Origin of the sequence: Ruegeria sp. HKCCD8929 (assembly GCF_013031405.1) — a bacterium.
Classification (GTDB): domain Bacteria; phylum Pseudomonadota; class Alphaproteobacteria; order Rhodobacterales; family Rhodobacteraceae; genus Ruegeria.
The window spans coordinates 236,018-254,923 of sequence record NZ_WPZY01000003.1 but is presented as its reverse complement, the minus strand read 5'-3'; the positions used below and the strand labels follow the sequence as shown (position 1 = coordinate 254,923).

The 18,906-nt window shown below is 63.0% G+C and carries 21 protein-coding genes; 15 read left to right on the top strand and 6 right to left on the bottom strand.

The genetic code is table 11. From position 1 onward, the window contains the following. Positions 1–136: 136 nt before the first annotated feature. The 4 genes from GOX53_RS06215 to GOX53_RS06200 all read left to right on the top strand — a co-directional run bounded on the left by GOX53_RS06215 (position 137) and on the right by GOX53_RS06200 (position 4,189). The gene (locus GOX53_RS06215) at positions 137–769 is read left to right on the top strand and encodes a cupin domain-containing protein (RefSeq protein ID WP_171174467.1); all 633 of its coding nucleotides are present in this window, start codon (positions 137–139) and stop codon (positions 767–769) included. A 157-nt stretch (positions 770–926) separates the two neighbouring features. After that, the gene (locus GOX53_RS06210) at positions 927–2,261 is read left to right on the top strand and encodes an NAD(P)-dependent oxidoreductase (protein ID WP_171174465.1); all 1,335 of its coding nucleotides are present in this window, start codon (positions 927–929) and stop codon (positions 2,259–2,261) included. Between the two features lie 70 nt (positions 2,262–2,331). Then, a complete protein-coding gene (gene preA, locus GOX53_RS06205) occupies positions 2,332–3,636 on the top strand; it encodes an NAD-dependent dihydropyrimidine dehydrogenase subunit PreA (protein ID WP_171174463.1) in 1,305 nt (434 codons plus the stop codon). A gap of 202 nt (positions 3,637–3,838) precedes the next feature. Then, a complete protein-coding gene (locus GOX53_RS06200) occupies positions 3,839–4,189 on the top strand; it encodes a hypothetical protein (RefSeq protein WP_171174461.1) in 351 nt (116 codons plus the stop codon). 4 nt (positions 4,190–4,193) lie between these two features. Here GOX53_RS06200 and GOX53_RS06195 read toward each other — a convergent pair whose 3' ends face one another. Then, a complete protein-coding gene (locus GOX53_RS06195) occupies positions 4,194–4,814 on the bottom strand; it encodes a TetR family transcriptional regulator C-terminal domain-containing protein (RefSeq protein WP_171174459.1) in 621 nt (206 codons plus the stop codon). A 169-nt stretch (positions 4,815–4,983) separates the two neighbouring features. Here GOX53_RS06195 and GOX53_RS06190 point away from each other — a divergent pair, with 169 nt between their 5' ends. The 11 genes from GOX53_RS06190 to GOX53_RS06140 all read left to right on the top strand — a co-directional run bounded on the left by GOX53_RS06190 (position 4,984) and on the right by GOX53_RS06140 (position 14,933). Next, a complete protein-coding gene (locus tag GOX53_RS06190; RefSeq protein ID WP_171174457.1) occupies positions 4,984–6,234 on the top strand; it encodes a Zn-dependent hydrolase in 1,251 nt (416 codons plus the stop codon). Between the two features lie 80 nt (positions 6,235–6,314). Further along, positions 6,315–7,769, top strand: a complete 1,455-nt coding sequence (gene hydA, locus GOX53_RS06185) for a dihydropyrimidinase (RefSeq protein ID WP_171174455.1) — start codon at positions 6,315–6,317, stop codon at positions 7,767–7,769. Then, entirely contained in the window at positions 7,769–8,179 is a 411-nt protein-coding gene (locus GOX53_RS06180) for a hypothetical protein (protein WP_171174453.1), read from the top strand. The genes hydA and GOX53_RS06180 overlap by 1 nt, the downstream gene beginning before the upstream one ends. A 2-nt stretch (positions 8,180–8,181) precedes the next feature. Then, positions 8,182–9,024 carry an ABC transporter ATP-binding protein gene (locus GOX53_RS06175; RefSeq protein ID WP_371810256.1) on the top strand — a complete coding sequence of 281 codons (843 nt, stop codon included), beginning with the start codon at positions 8,182–8,184 and terminating at the stop codon, positions 9,022–9,024. Next, positions 9,024–9,455, top strand: a complete 432-nt coding sequence (locus GOX53_RS06170; RefSeq protein ID WP_171174451.1) for a GNAT family N-acetyltransferase — start codon at positions 9,024–9,026, stop codon at positions 9,453–9,455. Before GOX53_RS06175 ends, GOX53_RS06170 begins: the two co-directional genes overlap by 1 nt. Further along, a complete protein-coding gene (locus GOX53_RS06165) occupies positions 9,452–10,366 on the top strand; it encodes an ABC transporter permease (RefSeq protein ID WP_171174449.1) in 915 nt (304 codons plus the stop codon). Before GOX53_RS06170 ends, GOX53_RS06165 begins: the two co-directional genes overlap by 4 nt. Positions 10,367–10,460: 94 nt before the next feature. Continuing rightward, on the top strand, positions 10,461–11,306 hold the full coding sequence (locus GOX53_RS06160; protein ID WP_171174447.1) for an ABC transporter permease: 846 nt from the start codon (positions 10,461–10,463) through the stop codon (positions 11,304–11,306). A gap of 60 nt (positions 11,307–11,366) precedes the next feature. Then, on the top strand, positions 11,367–12,356 hold the full coding sequence (locus GOX53_RS06155) for an ABC transporter substrate-binding protein (protein ID WP_171174844.1): 990 nt from the start codon (positions 11,367–11,369) through the stop codon (positions 12,354–12,356). A 182-nt stretch (positions 12,357–12,538) separates the two neighbouring features. Continuing rightward, a complete protein-coding gene (locus GOX53_RS06150) occupies positions 12,539–13,252 on the top strand; it encodes an ABC transporter permease (protein WP_171174445.1) in 714 nt (237 codons plus the stop codon). Further along, positions 13,245–13,979 (top strand): ATP-binding cassette domain-containing protein, encoded by a 735-nt coding sequence (locus GOX53_RS06145; protein ID WP_171174442.1) that lies wholly within the window; start codon positions 13,245–13,247, stop codon positions 13,977–13,979. The genes GOX53_RS06150 and GOX53_RS06145 overlap by 8 nt, the downstream gene beginning before the upstream one ends. A gap of 129 nt (positions 13,980–14,108) precedes the next feature. Next, on the top strand, positions 14,109–14,933 hold the full coding sequence (locus GOX53_RS06140; protein WP_171174440.1) for a substrate-binding domain-containing protein: 825 nt from the start codon (positions 14,109–14,111) through the stop codon (positions 14,931–14,933). A gap of 58 nt (positions 14,934–14,991) precedes the next feature. Here the strand turns inward: GOX53_RS06140 and GOX53_RS06135 are convergent, their stop codons facing one another. From GOX53_RS06135 to GOX53_RS06120, 5 genes are read right to left on the bottom strand one after another with little or no spacing between them, the layout of a single operon-like run. Next, positions 14,992–15,864 carry a helix-turn-helix transcriptional regulator gene (locus GOX53_RS06135; RefSeq protein WP_171174438.1) on the bottom strand — a complete coding sequence of 291 codons (873 nt, stop codon included), beginning with the start codon at positions 15,862–15,864 and terminating at the stop codon, positions 14,992–14,994. Further along, positions 15,865–15,990: a hypothetical protein gene (locus tag GOX53_RS30100; protein WP_256415844.1), complete on the bottom strand. Its 126-nt coding sequence runs from the start codon at positions 15,988–15,990 to the stop codon at positions 15,865–15,867. A gap of 15 nt (positions 15,991–16,005) precedes the next feature. Further along, complete coding sequence (locus GOX53_RS06130) at positions 16,006–17,274, bottom strand: c-type cytochrome (protein WP_171174436.1); 1,269 nt, start codon at positions 17,272–17,274, stop codon at positions 16,006–16,008. Continuing rightward, the gene (locus GOX53_RS06125) at positions 17,275–18,468 is read right to left on the bottom strand and encodes a formate dehydrogenase subunit gamma (RefSeq protein ID WP_171174434.1); all 1,194 of its coding nucleotides are present in this window, start codon (positions 18,466–18,468) and stop codon (positions 17,275–17,277) included. Between the two features lie 26 nt (positions 18,469–18,494). Then, a complete protein-coding gene (locus GOX53_RS06120; RefSeq protein ID WP_171174433.1) occupies positions 18,495–18,845 on the bottom strand; it encodes a putative quinol monooxygenase in 351 nt (116 codons plus the stop codon). Positions 18,846–18,906 lie beyond the last annotated feature (61 nt).

The window sequence follows — 18,906 nt, the reverse complement described above, 5'->3', positions numbered from 1 at the left end:
TCTGCTATAGGATATCCCGATACCTGCGCGACCTGCGATAACCTTAGGCGGCATTCCGGCCGCGAATATGTGATTGCATTTGCAATCGCGTGCCGGCCGGCCACTTATTGACACCAAGCAGGTCAGGAGAAAGCCGATGAGGATCAACGCCGACTTTACCCGGCGCGCTGCCGTGCATTTCGATGAGGCCGACTGGGTCGCGTCCCCCGCCGCTGGGGTCGAGCGCAAGATGCTGGACCGGATCGGAGAGGAGGTGGCCCGTGCCACCACCATTGTTCGGTTCGCCCCCGGCAGCGCCTTCGCTGCCCATACCCATGATGGCGGTGAGGAGTTTCTGGTACTCGACGGCGTGTTTCAGGACGAAACCGGCGATTTTCCCAAGGGCAGCTACGTACGCAACCCGCCAACCACCTCGCACACGCCCTCGGCGCGGGAGGGCGCGACCATTCTGGTCAAGCTGCATCAGTTCGACCCGGCAGACCGGACCGAGGTGCGCCGCTCGATCAATTCGGGCGGCGACGTGGCCCTGTTCCGCGATGCGCATGAGGATGTGCGTATCGAAACCTGGGCGCCGGGTGAGGCCGTTGAACGCGACGCCTCCGCCGGGGTCGAGGTCTTCGTGATCGAGGGCGGCTTTGCCGAGGCGGGCGAGGATTTCGGCGCCTGGGACTGGCTGCGCCTGCCGCCGGGATCGACCTTCAACGGGGTTGCGGGCAGCGCGGGTGCACGGGTCTGGATCAAGTCCGGGCACCTTTCGGGCATGGTGTGACGGTCGGAATTTCAGTGAAACGCCATGAAAAACGAAGGAGAACCGGGTCAAACGGCCCGGTTTTTCATTTTTTGACCCTTCGATAAATTTTACCAATTGATAAAAAATTCAGATGTGGCACTCTGGTGGGCAGAAAACATAGCTCAGGGAGAGAGTGATGGCACACGGCCAGACGGCCCCCGGTATCGTGTCCGGACGGCTATCCAGCGACGAGATTGCCCAGAACTTCAGCGATCTGCATCCGGCCTATGAACCGCATGAGGCGGCGGTGGCGGCGGATCGCTGTTATTTCTGTTACGACGCGCCATGCCAGGTGGCATGTCCCACCGACATCGACATCCCGATGTTCATCCGCCAGATCCAGGCGGGTAATCCCGAAGGGGCGGCGCAGACGATCCTGAACCAGAACATTCTGGGCGGCATGTGCGCCCGGGTCTGTCCGACCGAGACGCTGTGCGAAGAGGCCTGCGTGCGTGAAACCGCAGAGGGCAAGCCGGTCGAGATCGGGCGGTTGCAGCGCTATGCCACCGATACTGTGATGGCGGCGGGCATTCACCCGTTCGAACGGGCGGCCCCGACCGGCAAGAGTGTGGCCGTGGTTGGCGCCGGTCCGGCGGGGCTGGCCTGCGCCCACCGGCTGGCGATGCTGGGTCATGACGTGGTGATCCACGAGGCGCGCGGCAAGTCCGGCGGCCTCAACGAATTCGGCATCGCCGCCTACAAAACCACCGACAACTTCGCCGAGGCCGAGGTGGACTGGCTGCTCAAGATCGGCGGTATCACTATTGAGACCGGCTCGGCTCTGGGGCAGGGGATCACACTGGATGGTTTGCGCGAGAGCCATGACGCGGTATTCCTCTCCATCGGTCTGACCGGAGTCAACGCCCTGCGCGCCGCGGGTGAGGACAAGGCCGGCGTCCGTGACGCGGTCGAGTTCATTGCCGAGTTGCGACAGGCCGGCGATCTGTCGGCCCTGCCGGTGGGCCGCAATGTGGTGGTGATTGGTGGCGGCATGACGGCGGTGGACGCGGCGGTGCAGTCGAAACTGCTGGGTGCCGAGAATGTCACCATCGCCTATCGCCGCGACCGTGACGCCATGGGCGCCAGCCGGTTCGAACAGGATCTGGCCACCTCGAAGGGCGTCAAGATCATGTTCAACGTCCAGCCGGTGGCGGTGCATGGCAACGGGGCAGCGGCCGAGATCGAATTGGAGTATACTTCCGGCAGCGGCGGTGATCTGACCGGCACCGGCGAGACCGTGCGCCTGCCCGCCGATCAGGTGTTCAAGGCCATCGGCCAGACACTGGAAGGCGCACCTGAGGGCCTGGCGCTCGACGGGCGCAAGATTGCGGTGACCGGGCCGGGGCGCACCTCGGTTGCGGGCATCTGGGCCGGGGGCGACTGTGCTGCCGGTGGTGATGACCTGACCGTGACCGCGGTGGCCGAAGGCCGTGACGCCGCCATGGACATTCACGCCAGCCTGTCCGCGTGACGGCAGGCGGACCGACGTGAGTATTTGGGAAAAGATGAAGATGCGGAGCCGCATCAGGGAGGCCGGATAAATGGCTGATTTGACGACTGACTTTCTGGGCATCTCCAGCCCCAACCCGTTCTGGCTGGCATCGGCGCCGCCGACGGACAAGGAATACAACGTGCGCCGCGCCTTCGAGGCCGGATGGGGCGGTGTCGTTTGGAAAACGCTGGGGGCCGAAGGCCCGCCGGTGGTGAACGTGAACGGCCCGCGCTATGGCGCCATCTACGGTGCCGACCGGCGGCTGCTGGGGCTCAACAATATCGAGCTGATCACCGACCGCCCGCTTGAGACGAACCTTGAGGAGATGGCGCGGGTCAAGGCGGATTACCCCGACCGGGCACTGATCGCCTCGATCATGGTGCCCTGTGAAGAAGCCGCGTGGAAAACGATCCTCCCGCGGGTAGCCGAAACCGGAGCTGACGGGATCGAGCTCAATTTCGGCTGCCCGCATGGGATGAGCGAGCGCGGGATGGGCTCGGCCGTGGGGCAGGTGCCCGAGTACATCGAGATGGTCACCCGCTGGTGCAAGCAATATTACGACCGACCCGTGATCGTGAAGCTGACGCCGAACATCACCGATATCCGCAAACCTGCGGTCGCGGCAAAGAACGGCGGCGCGGATGCGGTATCGCTGATCAACACGATCAACTCGATCACCAGCGTCAATCTCGACACCATGAGCCCCGAGCCCTCGATTGACGGCAAGGGCAGCCATGGCGGCTATTGCGGTCCGGCGGTCAAGCCGATTGCGATGTCGATGGTCTCGGAGATTGCCCGCAACCCTGAGACGCACGGCCTGCCAATCTCGGGCATCGGCGGCATCACCACCTGGCGCGATGCGGCCGAGTTCATCAGCCTCGGCTGCGGCAACGTGCAGGTCTGCACGGCGGCGATGACTTATGGTTTCCGTATCGTCGAAGAGATGAAGACCGGGCTCAGCCAGTGGATGGACGAGAAAGGATACCGCACGATCAACGACTTCGCTGGCCGCGCGGTGCCTAATGTCACCGACTGGCAGTATCTGAACCTGAACTACATCGCCAAGGCGAAGATCGATCAGGGCCAGTGCATCAAATGCGGCCGATGCTATGCGGCCTGCGAGGATACCTCGCACCAGGCGATCTCGATCTCTGATGACCGCACCTTCGAGGTGATCGATGAGGAATGCGTGGCCTGCAACCTCTGCGTCGATGTCTGCCCGGTCGAGGGCTGTATCTCGATGGTCGAAATGCAGCCGGGTGAGGTGGATCCGCGCACCGGCGCGGTGGTCGAGGCCGAATATGCCAACTGGACCACGCATCCCAACAATCCGATGGCCAAGGCGGCAGAGTAGGGGATACCGGTATCCTACACTAACTGGTTCGGCGCTAGAATGCCGCTGACGGACAGGATCAAAGGAGAATGTCACGTCAGCGCCGCCGCCGGGCCGGAACAAGGGCGGCAACAAGGTTTCGAAACTGGATCGGGACAGGTCCAAAAAGAACGTAGCCCTGTCCAAGGCAAAGCAGCGCGACGCGCTTGCCGCCAAGAGTTTTGTGCAGCATCAGAAACAGGTCCGGAAGGATCTGGATAATATCCAGAAGCTGAAACGCTCGATCGACGAGATGATGGAGAAGCTGAAGGAAGACCGCCAGCTGGACCAGCGGTTCATGGGCCAGGTCACCAAGAAGGTGAAGGCGCTTCAGGATTTCGACAAGTTCATCAAGGTCTCGGCGCCGGAGCATATGGCCGGGGTGCAGCAGCCCAGGATGTACACCGCCATCGTCAAGGAAGCGGGGAAAGTGCCCAAGATCAGCACGGTCAAGACAATGGGCGATTTCACCATCCTGCTGGCCATGACGATCGTCGTCCTCAAGCGTATTCTGGCGCTGAAACCGGCAAAGTAGCGGTTCAGCCCGGAGGGGTCAGCAGCCGGGTAAAGATTTGGTCCAGATAGGCGCTGGCGCCGGGGTAGGGATCGGGTTCGGCATCCCCCAGAACCGCGCGAATCTGGACGTCGAAATCGGCGTAATGCTGGGTCAGGGACCAGATCGAAAAGATCAGGTGATAGGGGTTCACCTCGGCGATATGACCCTCGGCGATCCAGTGGCGGATCAGGTGGGCGGTCTCATCCACCAGCGATTTGAGATCCGTGGACAGCACCGCATGGATATGCGGTGCGCCGCGAATGATCTCATTGGCGAACAGACGGCTTTCGCGCGGATAATCCCGGCTCATCTCCAGTTTGCGGCGGATATAGCCCAGCAGTTCCTGCAACGGGTCACCATCCGGGTCGATGGCCCGCAGTGGGTCGAGCCAGGTGTCCAGCAGCCGCTCCAATAGCGCGGCATAGATGGCATCCTTGCTGCGGTAGTAATAAAGCAGGTTGGGCTTGCTCAGCCCCGCTTCGGTTGCGATCTGATCGACGGTGGCGCCGCGGAATCCGTGGGTGGAAAACACGTTCAGCGCCGCCTCAAGGATGGCGGCGCGGTTCTTTTTCTGGATTCGGGTCGGCGCGCGGTCCTCGGGCATCTGGGCTTCGTGTCTCTTTTTCCGCCAAACGCGCGCAGATTGGCACAAATCTCCGGCTGCGCGATGCAATTTCTTGACTGATGTCAGACCCGTGATAGCGTGAGTTTGACCAGATGGTCAAATCACGACACCAAAAGCGAGCCAAATCGCAAGCGACAGGGGGAGAGACATGGCAGCGCCGGCGCAGAATCTCAGGATCAATGGCGAGCGGCTGTGGGACAGCCTGATGGAGATGGCCAAGATCGGCCCCGGGGTTGCGGGCGGCAACAACCGTCAGACCCTGACCGACGAGGATGGCGAGGGCCGCGCGCTGTTTCAAAGCTGGTGCGAGGCGGCGGGCTGTTCCATGGGGCTCGACCAGATGGGCAACATGTTCGCGCGGCGCGAGGGCACGGATCCCGATGCGCTGCCGGTCTATGTGGGCTCGCATCTGGATACGCAGCCGACGGGCGGCAAGTATGATGGCGTGCTGGGTGTGTTGGGCGGGCTGGAGATAATCCGCACTCTGAACGACATGGGGATCAAGACCAAACACCCCATCGTGGCGACCAACTTCACCAATGAGGAAGGCACCCGCTATGCCCCCGCGATGCTGTCCTCGGGTGTGTTTGCTGGAATTCACACTCAGGACTGGGCTTATGACTGCGAGGATGCCGAGGGCAAGAAATTCGGCGATGAGTTGAAACGCATCGGCTGGCGCGGCGAGGAAGAAACCGGCGCCCGCCAGATGCATGCGTTCTTCGAGCTACATATCGAACAGGGCCCGATTCTCGAGGCCGAGGGCAAGGATATCGGCGTCGTCACCCATGGACAGGGGCTGAGCTGGACGCAGGTGACGATCACCGGCAAGGACGCCCATACCGGCTCGACCCCGATGCCGATGCGGCGCAATGCGGGCCTTGGCATGGCGCGGGTGCTGGAGAAGGTGGATGAAATCGCGCTGTCTCATGCGCCGCACGCTGTGGGCGCGGCGGGTCATATCGACGTCTACCCCAATTCGCGCAATGTGATCCCGGGCAAGGTGGTGTTCACGGTCGATTTCCGCTCGCCCGAGCTGAGCGTGATCGAGGATATGGAGGCTCGCCTGCGCATCGAGGGCCAGAAAATCGCGGATGCGATGGGGCTGGAGATCGAATTCGAAAAGGTGGGTGGCTTTGACCCGGTGAAATTCGACGACGGCTGCGTTGCAGCGGTGCGCGGCGCGGCCGAGCGGCTGGGTTATTCGCATCTGGATATCGTTTCCGGCGCCGGTCACGACGCGTGCTGGATCAACCGAGTGGCGCCGACGGCGATGATCATGTGCCCCTGCGTGGACGGGCTGAGCCATAACGAGGCCGAGGAGATCAGCCGGGAATGGGCCGCCGCCGGGGCGGATGTGCTGTTCCATGCCGTGGTCGAGACCGCGGAGATCGTGGACTAACCCGGGGCTCTGCCCCGGACCCCGGAGTATTTGAAAAAAGATGAAGAGGGCGAGCGTCACGCCTGCAGGGAGATGAGAACATGACTATTGTCATCAAGAACGGAACCATCGTTACCGCCGATCTGACCTATAAGGCGGATGTGCTGATCGAGAACGGCGTGATCGCTCAGATCGGACCAAACTTGTCGGGAGACGAGCAACTGGACGCCACCGGCTGTTACGTGATGCCAGGCGGGATCGATCCGCATACGCATCTTGAGATGCCGTTCATGGGCACCTACAGCTCGGACGATTTCGAAAGCGGCACCCGCGCCGGTCTGGCGGGCGGCACCACAATGGTGGTGGATTTCGCGCTGCCCAACCCGGGCGAGAGCCTGCTGGACGCGCTCAAGCGTTGGGACAACAAGTCGACGCGCGCCAATTGCGACTATTCCTTCCACATGGCGGTGACCTGGTGGGGCGAGCAGGTGTTCGACGACATGAAAACCGTCATCGAACAGCGCGGCATCAACACCTTCAAGCATTTCATGGCATATAAAGGCGCGCTGATGGTGAATGATGACGAGCTTTATGCCTCGTTCCAGCGACTGGCCGAACTGGGCGGTATCGCGCTGGTGCATGCCGAAAACGGTGACGTCGTGGCCGAGCTATCCGCCAAGCTGCTGGCCGAGGGCAATACCGGCCCCGAGGCGCACGCCTATTCCCGCCCGCCGCAGGTCGAGGGCGAAGCCACCAACCGCGCCATCATGATTGCCGACATGGCCGGAGTGCCGCTCTATGTGGTGCACACGTCCTGTGAGGATAGCCACGAAGCGATCCGCCGCGCGCGTATGCAGGGCAAGCGGGTCTGGGGTGAGCCGCTGATCCAGCACTTGACGCTGGATGAGAGCGAGTATTTCAATCCTGATTGGGACCACGCTGCGCGCCGGGTGATGTCGCCTCCGTTCCGCAACAAACAGCATCAGGACAGCCTGTGGGCGGGGCTGCAATCCGGGTCTCTGTCCGTCGTGGCCACAGACCACTGTGCCTTCACCACCGAGCAGAAGCGCTATGGCGTTGGTGATTTCACCAAGATCCCGAATGGGACCGGAGGGCTTGAGGACCGGATGCCGATGCTCTGGACCCATGGCGTGGCAACGGGTCGGCTGACACCGAACGAGTTCGTGGCCGTGACCTCGACCAATATTGCCAAGATCCTGAACTGCTATCCCAAGAAGGGAGCGGTGCTGGTCGGAGCGGATGCAGACCTGGTGGTATTGGACCCGGAGAAAACCAAGACCATTCAGGCTTCTACGCAGCAATCCTCAATCGACTACAACGTGTTCGAAGGGCACGAGGTCAAAGGGCTGCCGCGCTTTACCCTGACCCGCGGGCATGTGGCGGTGCATGATGGGGAAATCCGCACGCAGGAAGGTCATGGCAAATTCGTTGCGCGCGAGGCGAATGCCACGGTGAACAAGGCGCTGAGCACATGGAAGGAACTGACCGCGCCACGCCCGGTGGAGCGGAGCGGCATTCCGGCGTCGGGGGTTTGATGAACCTCACCTTGTCTTTTGGTGCAAGTTTTGCGGCAATTCAGGCCGGTGCCTTGGTTGTTTGCATTGGAACTATGGTGAACGACAGCGGACTGGATGCAATTCTTGAAGGCGTCGGCGTTTGGGTCATCGGTCAAATCGCCATTTTACCGTTGGCCCTGCTCCTCACGCCTATCGGTGTGCTCATACGCGCGATTGTGGGAAGGCTGTTCAACAATCCTAAACCCGTCGCGCTTGTTACGGGGGCCGCAGTTGGTTCCATGGGACTTGCGGCATTTTCGATCACTCAATTGGTGGGCGACGTGTCGGAAGTGCTGCGATTTGCAATATTGGGCGGGGTATCTGGCCTTATCGGGGGCTGGGTTTGGTGGCGGATTGAAGGGCCTGGCTTGGAACGGGTGGCGAAATGACAATGGTTGAACAAGCCATTCAAGGGAAAGAAGGCGACGCAGCAGTGGAGAATTCTAATCAGGAGTTGAGCGCTGTGGTGAGGGCTACAAATCTCGACCTCACTTTCCAAACGAACGACGGTCCGATCCACGCGCTCAAGGATGTAAGCCTGACCATTGACAAAGGTGACTTCGTCAGCTTCATCGGCCCGTCGGGCTGCGGCAAGACCACCTTTCTGCGCTGTATCGCGGCGTTGGAGACGCCGACGGGAGGGACGCTTTCCGTCAATGGCATGACGCCGGACGAAGCGCGGCGGAACCGGGCCTATGGCTATGTGTTTCAGGCCGCAGGGCTTTATCCGTGGCGGACCATTGCCAAGAACATCAAGCTGCCGCTTGAGATCATGGGATACTCCCGCGCCGAACAGGATGAGCGGGTGAAGAACGTTCTGGAACTCGTTGATCTGGAAGGGTTTGGAGGCAAATTTCCATGGCAGCTCTCGGGCGGAATGCAGCAGCGTGCCTCGATTGCGCGGGCGCTGGCCTTCGATGCTGACATCCTGCTGATGGACGAACCTTTCGGAGCCCTTGACGAGATCGTGCGGGACCACCTGAACGAGCAGCTTCTGGCGCTCTGGGCGCGGACCGAAAAGACCATCGGTTTCGTCACCCACTCGATTCCCGAGGCGGTGTATCTCAGCACCAAGATCGTGGTGATGAGCCCGCGTCCAGGTCGGATCACGGATGTGATCGAAAGCCCGCTGCCCAAGGAACGCCCGCTGGATATCCGCGACACGCCCGAATTCATCGAGGTCGCCCACCGGGTGCGCGAAGGGCTCCGGGCCGGGCATGAGGACGGGCAGTGATGGCGGAGGTCGGGATCAGACGCGCCACGATAGAGGATGTTCCGGCCTGTGCCCGGGTGATCAGCACCTGGATGGAGGAGACGGACTGGATGCCGCCCGAATTGCCGCAGGATGAGTTGGAGGCACTGATCCGCGAGGCATTCCCGGCCCGCGAGATCTGGGTCGCGGGCGACCCGGTGGATTGCTACATGTCCGTCGATCCCGAGGCGGGAAAGGTCGGCGCGCTTTATTGCCTCAGAACCGGTGAGGGGATCGGCAAACGCCTGCTGGACAAGGCCAAGGAGGGGCGACAGAGCCTGTGGCTGACCACACATGAGCCAAACCGGGATGGGCAGCGGTTTTATCGGCGCGAAGGCTTCGTCGAGACCGGTCGCCTGCCGCCCGAGCCGCCCGAAACGCTTCCGGTGATCAGAATGGAGTGGCACGCATGAAATCCATTCTCGCCGTTCTGAGCGTTGTCGCCGCGATCGTCGTCCTGTGGTACGCGGCCTGCATCCCGATGAATATCCAAGGAGTGCTGACCGAAGCCGAAAGGGCGGGCGCCGAAGTGATTCCTGCAACGGCCAAGGATCGCCGGGGTCTGAACGAGTTCGGATTGGCCGCCCGGAACAGCTTTGCCATCCCGGCCACGTGGTCGCAGGACCGGCCCCGCCTTCCGGCGCCGCATCAGGTGGCGGCGGAACTGTGGGAGACCACGGTGGGCAAGAAGATCACCTCGAAACGCTCGCTGGTCTACCACGGTTGGGTGACGTTGAGTGCCACGCTTCTGGGGTTCGCAATCGGCACGGGGCTGGGCATTCTGCTGGCGGTGGGGATCGTGCATTCCCGGGTGATGGATATGTCGGTTATGCCTTGGGCCATCGTCAGCCAGACCATCCCGATCATCGCCCTGGCGCCGATGATCATCGTGGTGCTCTATTCCGTGGGCGTGCAAGGGATCATCCCCAAGGCGGTGATCTCGGCCTATTTGAGTTTTTTCCCTGTCGTTGTCGGCATGGTGAAGGGGCTGCGCAGCCCGGATGCGATGCAGCTTGATCTGCTGCAGACCTACAACGCCACCCGGTCGCAAGGGTTCTGGAAACTGCGGCTGCCGGCGTCGATGCCGTATCTTTTTGCCTCGCTCAAGATCGGGATCGCGGCGTCTCTGGTCGGTGCCATCGTGGGCGAGCTGCCGACCGGCGCGGTGGCCGGTCTGGGTGCACGGCTGTTGGCGGGGAGCTACTATGGCCAGACCGTGCAGATCTGGTCGGCGCTTTTTGCGGCGGCGATACTGGCAGCCTGTCTGGTGGGTTTGCTGGGGCTGATCGAGCGTGGGGTGCTGAAGCGGATGGGGATCGTGTGATGGCGAGGTTGGACACAGGTGGCTCTGCCCCCGTCGCGCGGGCGCGACTCCCCCGGGATATTTTCAAACAGAAGAAGGGGGCGGGGCGCGCGCGATGATGCTGGTGGTGTTTGCCTTGGCGCTTTGGCTGCTGGGTTGGTGGGTCAATGCGCGGCTGGCCGGGGGGCCTCATGCCGGGCTGCGTGCTGTGCAGCTTTTGGTGCCGGTGATGTTCGGCCTGACCGTTATCGGCGTGTGGGAGTTGTTGGTGCGGGGCCTGCAGGTGCCGCTGGTGATCCTGCCCGCGCCATCGGGCATTGCGGTGCGGTTTGCCGACAGCCTGCCGATATTGTGGGCCGATTTCGTGCAGACCATCCTCAAGGGTGCGTTGAGCGGGTACCTGATCGGCTGCGGCGCGGCGTTCCTGACCGCCATTGCCATCGACCGCTCGGATTTTCTGCGCATGGGGTTGCTGCCGGTGGGCAATTTCGTGGCCGCGCTGCCCATCGTGGGCACGGCGCCCATTCTGGTGATGTGGTTCGGGTTCGACTGGCAGTCCAAGGCTGCCGTAGTCGTGGTGATGGTGTTCTTTCCGATGCTGGTCAACACCGTGGCCGGGCTGCGCGAGGCCACCGCGATGCAGCGCGATCTGATGGAGACATACGCCGCCTCGTACTGGCAGAGCTTTTTCAAGCTGCGGCTTCCGGCTGCGATGCCGTTCGTGTTCAACGGGCTCAAGATCTCGACGACGCTGGCACTGATCGGGGCGATCGTGGCCGAGTTCTTTGGCTCACCCACCGTGGGGATGGGCTTTCGCATCTCGACCAGCGTAGGGCAGCTGGCACTGGATATGGTCTGGGCCGAGATCGTGGTAGCGGCGCTGGCGGGCACGGCGTTTTATGGGCTGGTGGCGGTGATCGAGAAGGCAGTGACCTTCTGGCATCCCTCACAGCGCGGATAGGTTAGGATAATCAAGAATGACCCCAAAACGGGGCGCCAATTGCAACAAGGAGAGAAGATGATGAAACAGCTACTGAGCGGGGCGGTTGCCGCCTTTACACTGGCAGCCGGCGGCGCCTGGGCCGCAGACGAGGTTACCCTGCAGCTCAAATGGGTGACCCAGGCGCAGTTCGCCGGATATTATGTGGCGCTGGATCAGGGGTTTTATGAGGAGGAGGGGCTGGACGTCACCATCCTGCCCGGCGGTCCTGACATCGCGCCCACGCAGGTGATCGCCGGTGGCGGTGCCGACGTGACGGTCGAATGGATGCCCGCCGCGCTGGCCGCACGTGAAAAAGGCCTGCCGCTGGTCAATATTGCGCAGCCGTTCAAAAGCTCCGGCATGATGCTGACCTGCTGGAAGGATGCCGGCATCGCCGCCCCTGAGGACCTGAAGAACCGTACGCTGGGCGTCTGGTTCTTTGGCAACGAGTTTCCGTTCATGAGCTGGATGAGCCAGCTGGGTATCGACACGGGCGGGAAGAGCGAGACTGGCGTCGAAGTGCTCAAGCAGGGCTTCAACGTGGACCCGCTGCTGCAGCGCCAGGCCGATTGCATCAGCACCATGACGTACAACGAATACTGGCAGGTCATCGACGCGGGCGTCAGCCCGGATGAGTTGGTGACCTTCAAATACGAAGATCAGGGTGTGGCGACGTTGGAGGATGGTCTCTATGTGCTTGAGGACAAGCTGGGCGATCCGGCCTTTGTCGACAAGATGCAGCGCTTTGTTCGGGCGTCGATGAAGGGCTGGAAATGGGCCGAGGAGAACCCGGATGACGCCGCCGGGATCGTGCTCGACAACGATGCGACCGGGGCGCAGACCGAAGAGCATCAGAAGCGCATGATGGGTGAGATCGCCAAGCTGACCGCCGGATCGAACGGCGCGCTGGACCCGGCCGATTTCGACCGCACGGTCAAGACACTGCTAGCCGGTGGCTCGGACCCGGTGATCACTGCCGAGCCCGAGGGCGCCTGGACCCACGAGATCACCGACGCGGCGCTGAACTGAGCCTGCGGACACGGGTACCAGTCCGAACAGGATGGCGGAGGCCATCGTCACGGCCCCTTCCCGAGGGGCCGTGTTTTTTGTGATGATCGTCGGTTTTGAGGCTGGCGAAGTAGGGTTGGTGAACTAGAATAAGGGCGAAGAAACATGCAGTTGATACGCTTAGCGTTTCTAGTTGGGAGATAATGCAGAATTTTGCATCAGAAATCAGTGCTGCACTTCTCCTGATTCTCAAAGGAGATGCCGAGCTGTGGGCGATTGTACTGCTGTCGCTGCGCGTGTCGCTGCTCGCAGTGCTGATTTCTGCAATGATCGGCATGCCTTTGGGGGCGGCGCTGGCGGTGGGGCGGTTCCGGGGACGGCGCGCGGTGATCGTGTTGCTGAACGCACTGATGGGCCTGCCGCCGGTGGTGGTGGGCCTGCTGGTTTACCTGATGCTGTCACGCTCGGGGCCGTTGGGGGTGTTGCAATTGCTTTATACGCCGACGGCCATGATCATCGCTCAGGTGGTGCTGGTGACGCCGATTGTCGCGGCGCTGACCCGGCAGGTGGTCGAGATGCTGGCCGAGGAATATTCCGAACAGCTTCGCTCGCTGGGCGTGTCGTGCCTAGCCTCGGTGCCGGTGCTGCTATGGGACGCGCGTCTGGCGCTGGTCACGGCGCTGCTGGCTGGGTTCGGGCGGGCGATTGCCGAGGTGGGCGCGGTGATCATCGTGGGCGGCAACATCAACCATGTGACCCGGGTGATGACCACTACCATCGCTCTGGAAACCTCGAAGGGCAATCTGGCGTTGGCGCTGGCGCTGGGGGCGATCCTGATTGGCATCGCGGTTGCGGTGAACGCGCTGGTCAGCCTGCTGAGCCTGCGGGCGGAACAGGAAGGGCTGAGCCATGCGTGATCTGACAGCCGACACCATGGGAACGCTGGAGGCCCGGGGCCTGCTTATCGGACACAATGGCAGCACGCTGCTGGATGTGCCGCGGCTGCTGCTTGATGGGCCCGGGCCGACGCTGATCCTGGGGCCGAACGGCGCGGGCAAGAGCCTGCTGCTGCGCTGCCTGCATGGGCTGATCGTACCGGAGGCCGGGCGCGTGCTACAGGATGGCCATAACCTCGGGCCCATTCAAAAGGCGCGGCAGGCGATGGTGTTTCAGCGCCCGGTGCTGCTGCGGCGTACGGTGACGGCCAATCTGGATTTCGTGCTCCGGCGGCGGCGGCTGAACCGTCCCGCCCGCCGAGTCCGGATCGAAGAGCTGTTGCACGAAGGAGGGTTGGCTGCCAAGGCGCGGCAATCGGCGCGCTCGCTTTCAGGTGGTGAGGCGCAGCGGCTGGCGATCCTGCGCGCGCTGGCGACGGAACCCGAAGTGTTGTTTCTGGACGAACCCACCAGCGCGCTGGACCCGGCGGCCACGCAGGCTATTGAAAAGATGATCCTGCGCGCCTCGAGCCGTGGGGTGAGGATCGTGATGGTAACCCACGACATCGGTCAGGCGCGGCGCCTGGCGGCGGATGTGGTGATGATGCAGGGCGGGCACGTGGTTGAACACGGGCCTGCGGATGAAGTGCTGCAAAATCCGCGGAGCGAGGCGGCAAGGCGCTACCTCGCCGGGGGGCTGCTGATCTAGAGCATGACGCGCAAAAGTGGGAACCGGTTTTGTGCTGTTCGGACATGCGCAATCAAAGTGGCCGGAGCCTGCCGCATGATGCTAATGAACGCAACGCGCTCCGGCGCGCATGTGACAGGAGAGAGTGGAATGATCGGAACTTGGGTCCGGGCCGGTGTAATCGCGCTTGGATTGGGGGCAGGGGCGGCCCAGGCCGAGGCGCCTTTCATTGTGGTGCAATCGACCACTTCGACGCAGAATTCGGGGCTGCTGGACTATATCCTGCCCGGGTTCGAGGCCGAGACCGGCATCGAGGTGCGGGTGGTGGCCGTGGGCACCGGGCAGGCGATCCGCAACGCGCGCAATGGCGACGGCGATGTGCTGTTGGTCCATGCCAAGGCGGCGGAAGAAGAATTCGTGACCGAAGGTTGGGGCGTTGAGCGTTTCGACGTGATGTATAACGACTTCGTGCTGATCGGGCCGAAGTCGGACCCTGCAGGGGTTGAGGGAGGTCAGGACATCGTGGCGGCCTTGACTGCCGTTGCCGGGGCGGAGGTTCCCTTTGCCTCGCGCGGGGATGACAGCGGCACGCACAAGGCTGAGATGCGGTTTTGGCAGGCGGCGGGTATCGACGCCGGGGCGGCTTCGGGTGACTGGTATCGCGAGACCGGCTCGGGCATGGGCGCAACGCTGAACATTGCTGCCGGGATGGGGGCCTATGCGCTGACCGACCGGGCCACCTGGATCGCTTTTGGCAACAAGGGGGACCTGGAGGTGCTGGTCGAGGGCGACCCGCGGCTTTTCAACCAGTACGGGGTCATTTTGGTGAACCCCGAACGACATCCGGGCGTGCGGGCTGAGGCGGGGCAGCGGTTTGTCGATTGGCTGGTGGGGCAGGACGGGCAGGCGGCGATTGCGGCCTACCAATTGGAGGGGCAGCAACTGTTCTTTCCCAATGCGCAGGTACGGCCCTGACGGGCCGTGCCTCCGGCGGGAGTACTTTTAAAAAGATGAAGGTGCAGGGGCTACGTTGTCAGCCGCTGGCACCGTTGTGGTGGATTTGGCCGAGGCCGGTGAGGTCATAGCCGCCCAGTTCCTTGGCGCGGGTGGCGAAGCGATCGGACCTCAGGAAGGCCATGAGGTTCTGCATCGGCGGCTCGAAAAAGGCGCGGCGCCAGATGGCGAGGTCGAAGCGTTCTTCGTGGGTAGGGATGAAGCCCAGCCCGTAGAGCCCCGCCAGCGCGCCCAAGCCGAAGCCCGCCTCGGCCTTGCCGTCATGCAGGGCGATCGCCAGTTCCTCTTCGGTACGGGCGCAGGCGGGCAGGGGGGCGAGATCGTCATGGGTCAGGTCATGTGCGGCCAGGTGGGTGTCGAACAGGCGTTGGCTGGCTGCACTTTGCTGGCGCAGGACGACCTGCCGGTTCTTCAGGTCTGCGAAGCTGGAGATGCCTTTGGTGCCGGGGGCCAGCAGCAGTCCCCGCTGGCGGCGGGCGATTTCGATCAGCACCACCGGAGCTTCGCCCAGAGCGTCGCGCAAGGCGCGCGTGTTGAACCCGTCATCCTCGTGGATATGCAGCGCGGCGGCTTGTGCTGTGCGGGATTTCAGCCGCTCGAGCCCGTCGAAGGAACCGTCATAGTAGGTGGCCAGCCCCGAGCCGCTTTCGCGCAGCGCCCAGTCCAGCAGCGGATCGTGACTGCCCGCCACGATCTGCGGCAGTGGCGGGTCGGCCACCTGCGGGCCCGAGCGCGAGGCGTTGAGCCAGGCCACGACCTCGGCCCGTGGAAAGAGCAGCTTGCCCATGGCGCGGACGCAGGGGATCTCACCCGACGAGGCCAGATCGTAAGCCTTGCGCTCGCCGATGCGCAGCAGGTCGGCCAATTCGCGGGTGGTCAGGTATTCGGCCATTCAGTCGAGGCGCACGGCGGGGCCGGCGGTGGTATCGGCAGAGGTAAAACCGATCTGCTTGAGCGCGAAGGGGGCGGAGGCAGTAATCACGACCATCGCGGCGACGGCGGCAAGAAAGGCTTTCATCTTTGGTCCTCCGGCTCAGTTATCCGTTGCGGTGGCGCGGCGTAGATAGGCGATCAGGTCGGCGCGGTCCTGATCCCCGGCGATCCGCTGCATCGGCATCTTGGAGCCCGGAATGTAATGGTCCGGGCCCTGATCGAAAAGGGCATTTATGGTCTCATCCGTCCAGATGATTTCCGCGTTTTTCAACGTCTCGGAATAGAGATAGCCCGGCAGCGTGCCCGCGCGACGCCCAAAGAGGCGATGCAGCGTCGGCCCGGCGCGGCGTTTGCCGTCAGCGGTGAGCGCGTGGCAGATCGAGCATTTTCGGGCAAACTGGCGCTCTCCGTTACCCATCTCGTCGGGGTTCTTGAGAAAGCTGCGTTCGGCGCCCGCCATCTGCTCATGCTCGGCCAGCGAGGCCACCGGCCAGCTGTACATGGCGTCATCGATGCCGCCGGCGTGGATGTTCTGACCATCGGGCGAAAAGGCCAGCGCCCAGACCGGCCCGTGCAGAGTGGCGCGGAAATCGCGGGCAATGGTCCAGCTTTCGGTGTCGATCACCATGATATAGCCTTCGCCATCGCCCACCGCGAGCTGGCGGCGATCGGGGCTCAGCGCCAGCGCCAGAATGGGGCGGCGGTCCAGGGTGAAATCGTGCAACTCCGCGCCGGTCTCCGGGTCGATGATGCGGGTGACGCCATCGACGGCGCCATAGGCGAGCCAGCCGTCTGCAATGTTGAGCACCAGTTGGTTGATGCCAAAACCGTGTTTCACGATTTGGCGCGTCTCGGCTCCGCTGGCCATGTCCCATTCCCGCAAAGTGCCGTCCATGCCAGCGGAATAGAGGCGCGTGCCGTTCGGACTGAACGTGACCGCATTGACGCCGCTGCCAGTGGGCCCAAGCATTACTGGCTCAGATCCGTCCACCGGCCAGATCCCAATGGTGCCGTCCCAACTGGCGGTGGCCATATGGGTTTTCGATGCCGCGATGTTCACGATCTTGCCCTTGTGGCGGCCCACCACATCGCCGCCGGGCCATCGACGCAGGGTGAAATCGTCGCCCGCCGAATAGATCGCGGTGCCGTTGAAGATGACGGTGTTGACGGCGGCCTCGTGCCCTTCCAGCCAGCGCGGCTTGTGGCTGTTCCAGAGGCCCACGGAATTGTCGAAACTGGCGGTGGCGATGCGCCCGTCCGGGGCGGTGGCGATGCCCATGATCGGGCCGCCATGGCCCTTGAGCGTGAAGAATTCCGCCGCGCTCAGGGGCAGCGGTAGCAGGGCCAAAACTAGCGCCAGACGCCGCATCTATTCCGCCGGTGAGGGGGCGCTTTGCGAGGCGTCAGCCCCCTTGACCTCCTCCAGCCACAGGGAATGGTGTTCGCGGGCCCACTGTTCCTCGACCTCGCCGGTGCCCATGGCGTCGAATGCGCCCTCCATCCCGACCGAGCCCAGATAGATATGGGCGAAGATGATGGCGAGGAAGGCGAAGGCGATCATGAGGTGCCAGAGCTGGGCATATTGCATCTCTTCATGCGGCGACATCTGCTCGGGCAGATTGAGCCCCATCAACTCAGGCAGGCCGGTGGCATTGGCGATGGCAAAGGTCTTTGCGAACATCGGCAGCTCGAAGGGAAATAGAAGCGACAGACCCGAGAGACTAATCGAGATGCCGAGGATGACGCAGGCCCAGAAGATCAGCTTTTGCCCGGCATTGAACTTGCGCGCGGGCGGGTGGCTGCCCTTGGTGAAAAGGCCGCCGCCCGCCGCCAGCCATTTCAGGTCGTGGCGGTTGGGCAGGTTATGGGCGATCCAGTTCACGGTGATGATTACCAGCCCCAGCATGAAGGCCCATGCGAGGTTGTTGTGCAGCCATTTGCAGGCCAGCGCGATGGTGGCAAAGCCGGATTTGCCGATGAGCGGGATCAGGAAGTCGCGGCCATAGAGTGTGATCAGGCCGGTGGCGCCAAGGATCAGGAACGAGCCGCCGAACAGCCAGTGGCCGAAGCGTTCAAAGCCGGAAAAGCGGGTGACGGTACGGCCGGTTTTCTTGCCATCGATGCGGATTTTGCCCCGGATCAGGAAAAACAGCAGCAGAATGGCCAGCATCCCGCCCATCGCGTAGGTGCCATATAGGCGCAGCGGGCCGGTGCGGAAATTGAGCCACCACATACCGCTGTCCTGAATGATCACATCCGCCGCCGGACTGCGGGACGAGACGGTGATATCCGCCGAGCCGTAGCGCAACGCGCGGTATAGGTCGCTGTCCGAGGCGATGCCGCGTGTTCCCAACTGCCCGATCAGCGCCTCGACATTGCCCTGACCGGTGTTGCCCGCGCGGTGGCTGTTGTCCACTTTCTCGCCGCGCTGACGGGCCAGAATGTCCTCCAGCGTCGTGGCGCCTCCGGTGGCCGTGCGGTCCGGATCGGGGGCGGGGGCTTCCTGCGCCCAGGCGAAGGTGGTCCAGATCAGCAGGATGAGCAGCGAAAGCAGAGGGCGCATCGGTCGGGTCTCCCAAAGGTTCCGGATCAACGGTCGAAGCCGCCCACCTGGTCGTGGAATTTCGCCCCCATCGGACCCAGCGCCTGACGCACCTCGTCATTGACGGCGCCATAGATGTCAAAGCCGGTGGGGGTGAGTGCAGCCAGAAAGCGGTCGGCGAAATGGGCGCCGAAATTGCCCATGTGGATCATCGCGTCGGTGGCGCTGGCATAGCGTTCGAAGATATGCACCTCGGACCCCTCGCGGTGCCACTCATAGGCCTTGGCGCCGGTTTCCTTCAGTGTCGAGGCGACCATTTCGGGCATCAGCGTCTCGAACGCCTCTTCCTGACCGTCATTGATCGTCAGCCGCAGAATCCAATAGACGTCTGGGGTCATGCCATGCCTCCGTTGCGCAACGCATCCCCGCCGAAAGACGGGGTTTCACCAAGGCGAGCGG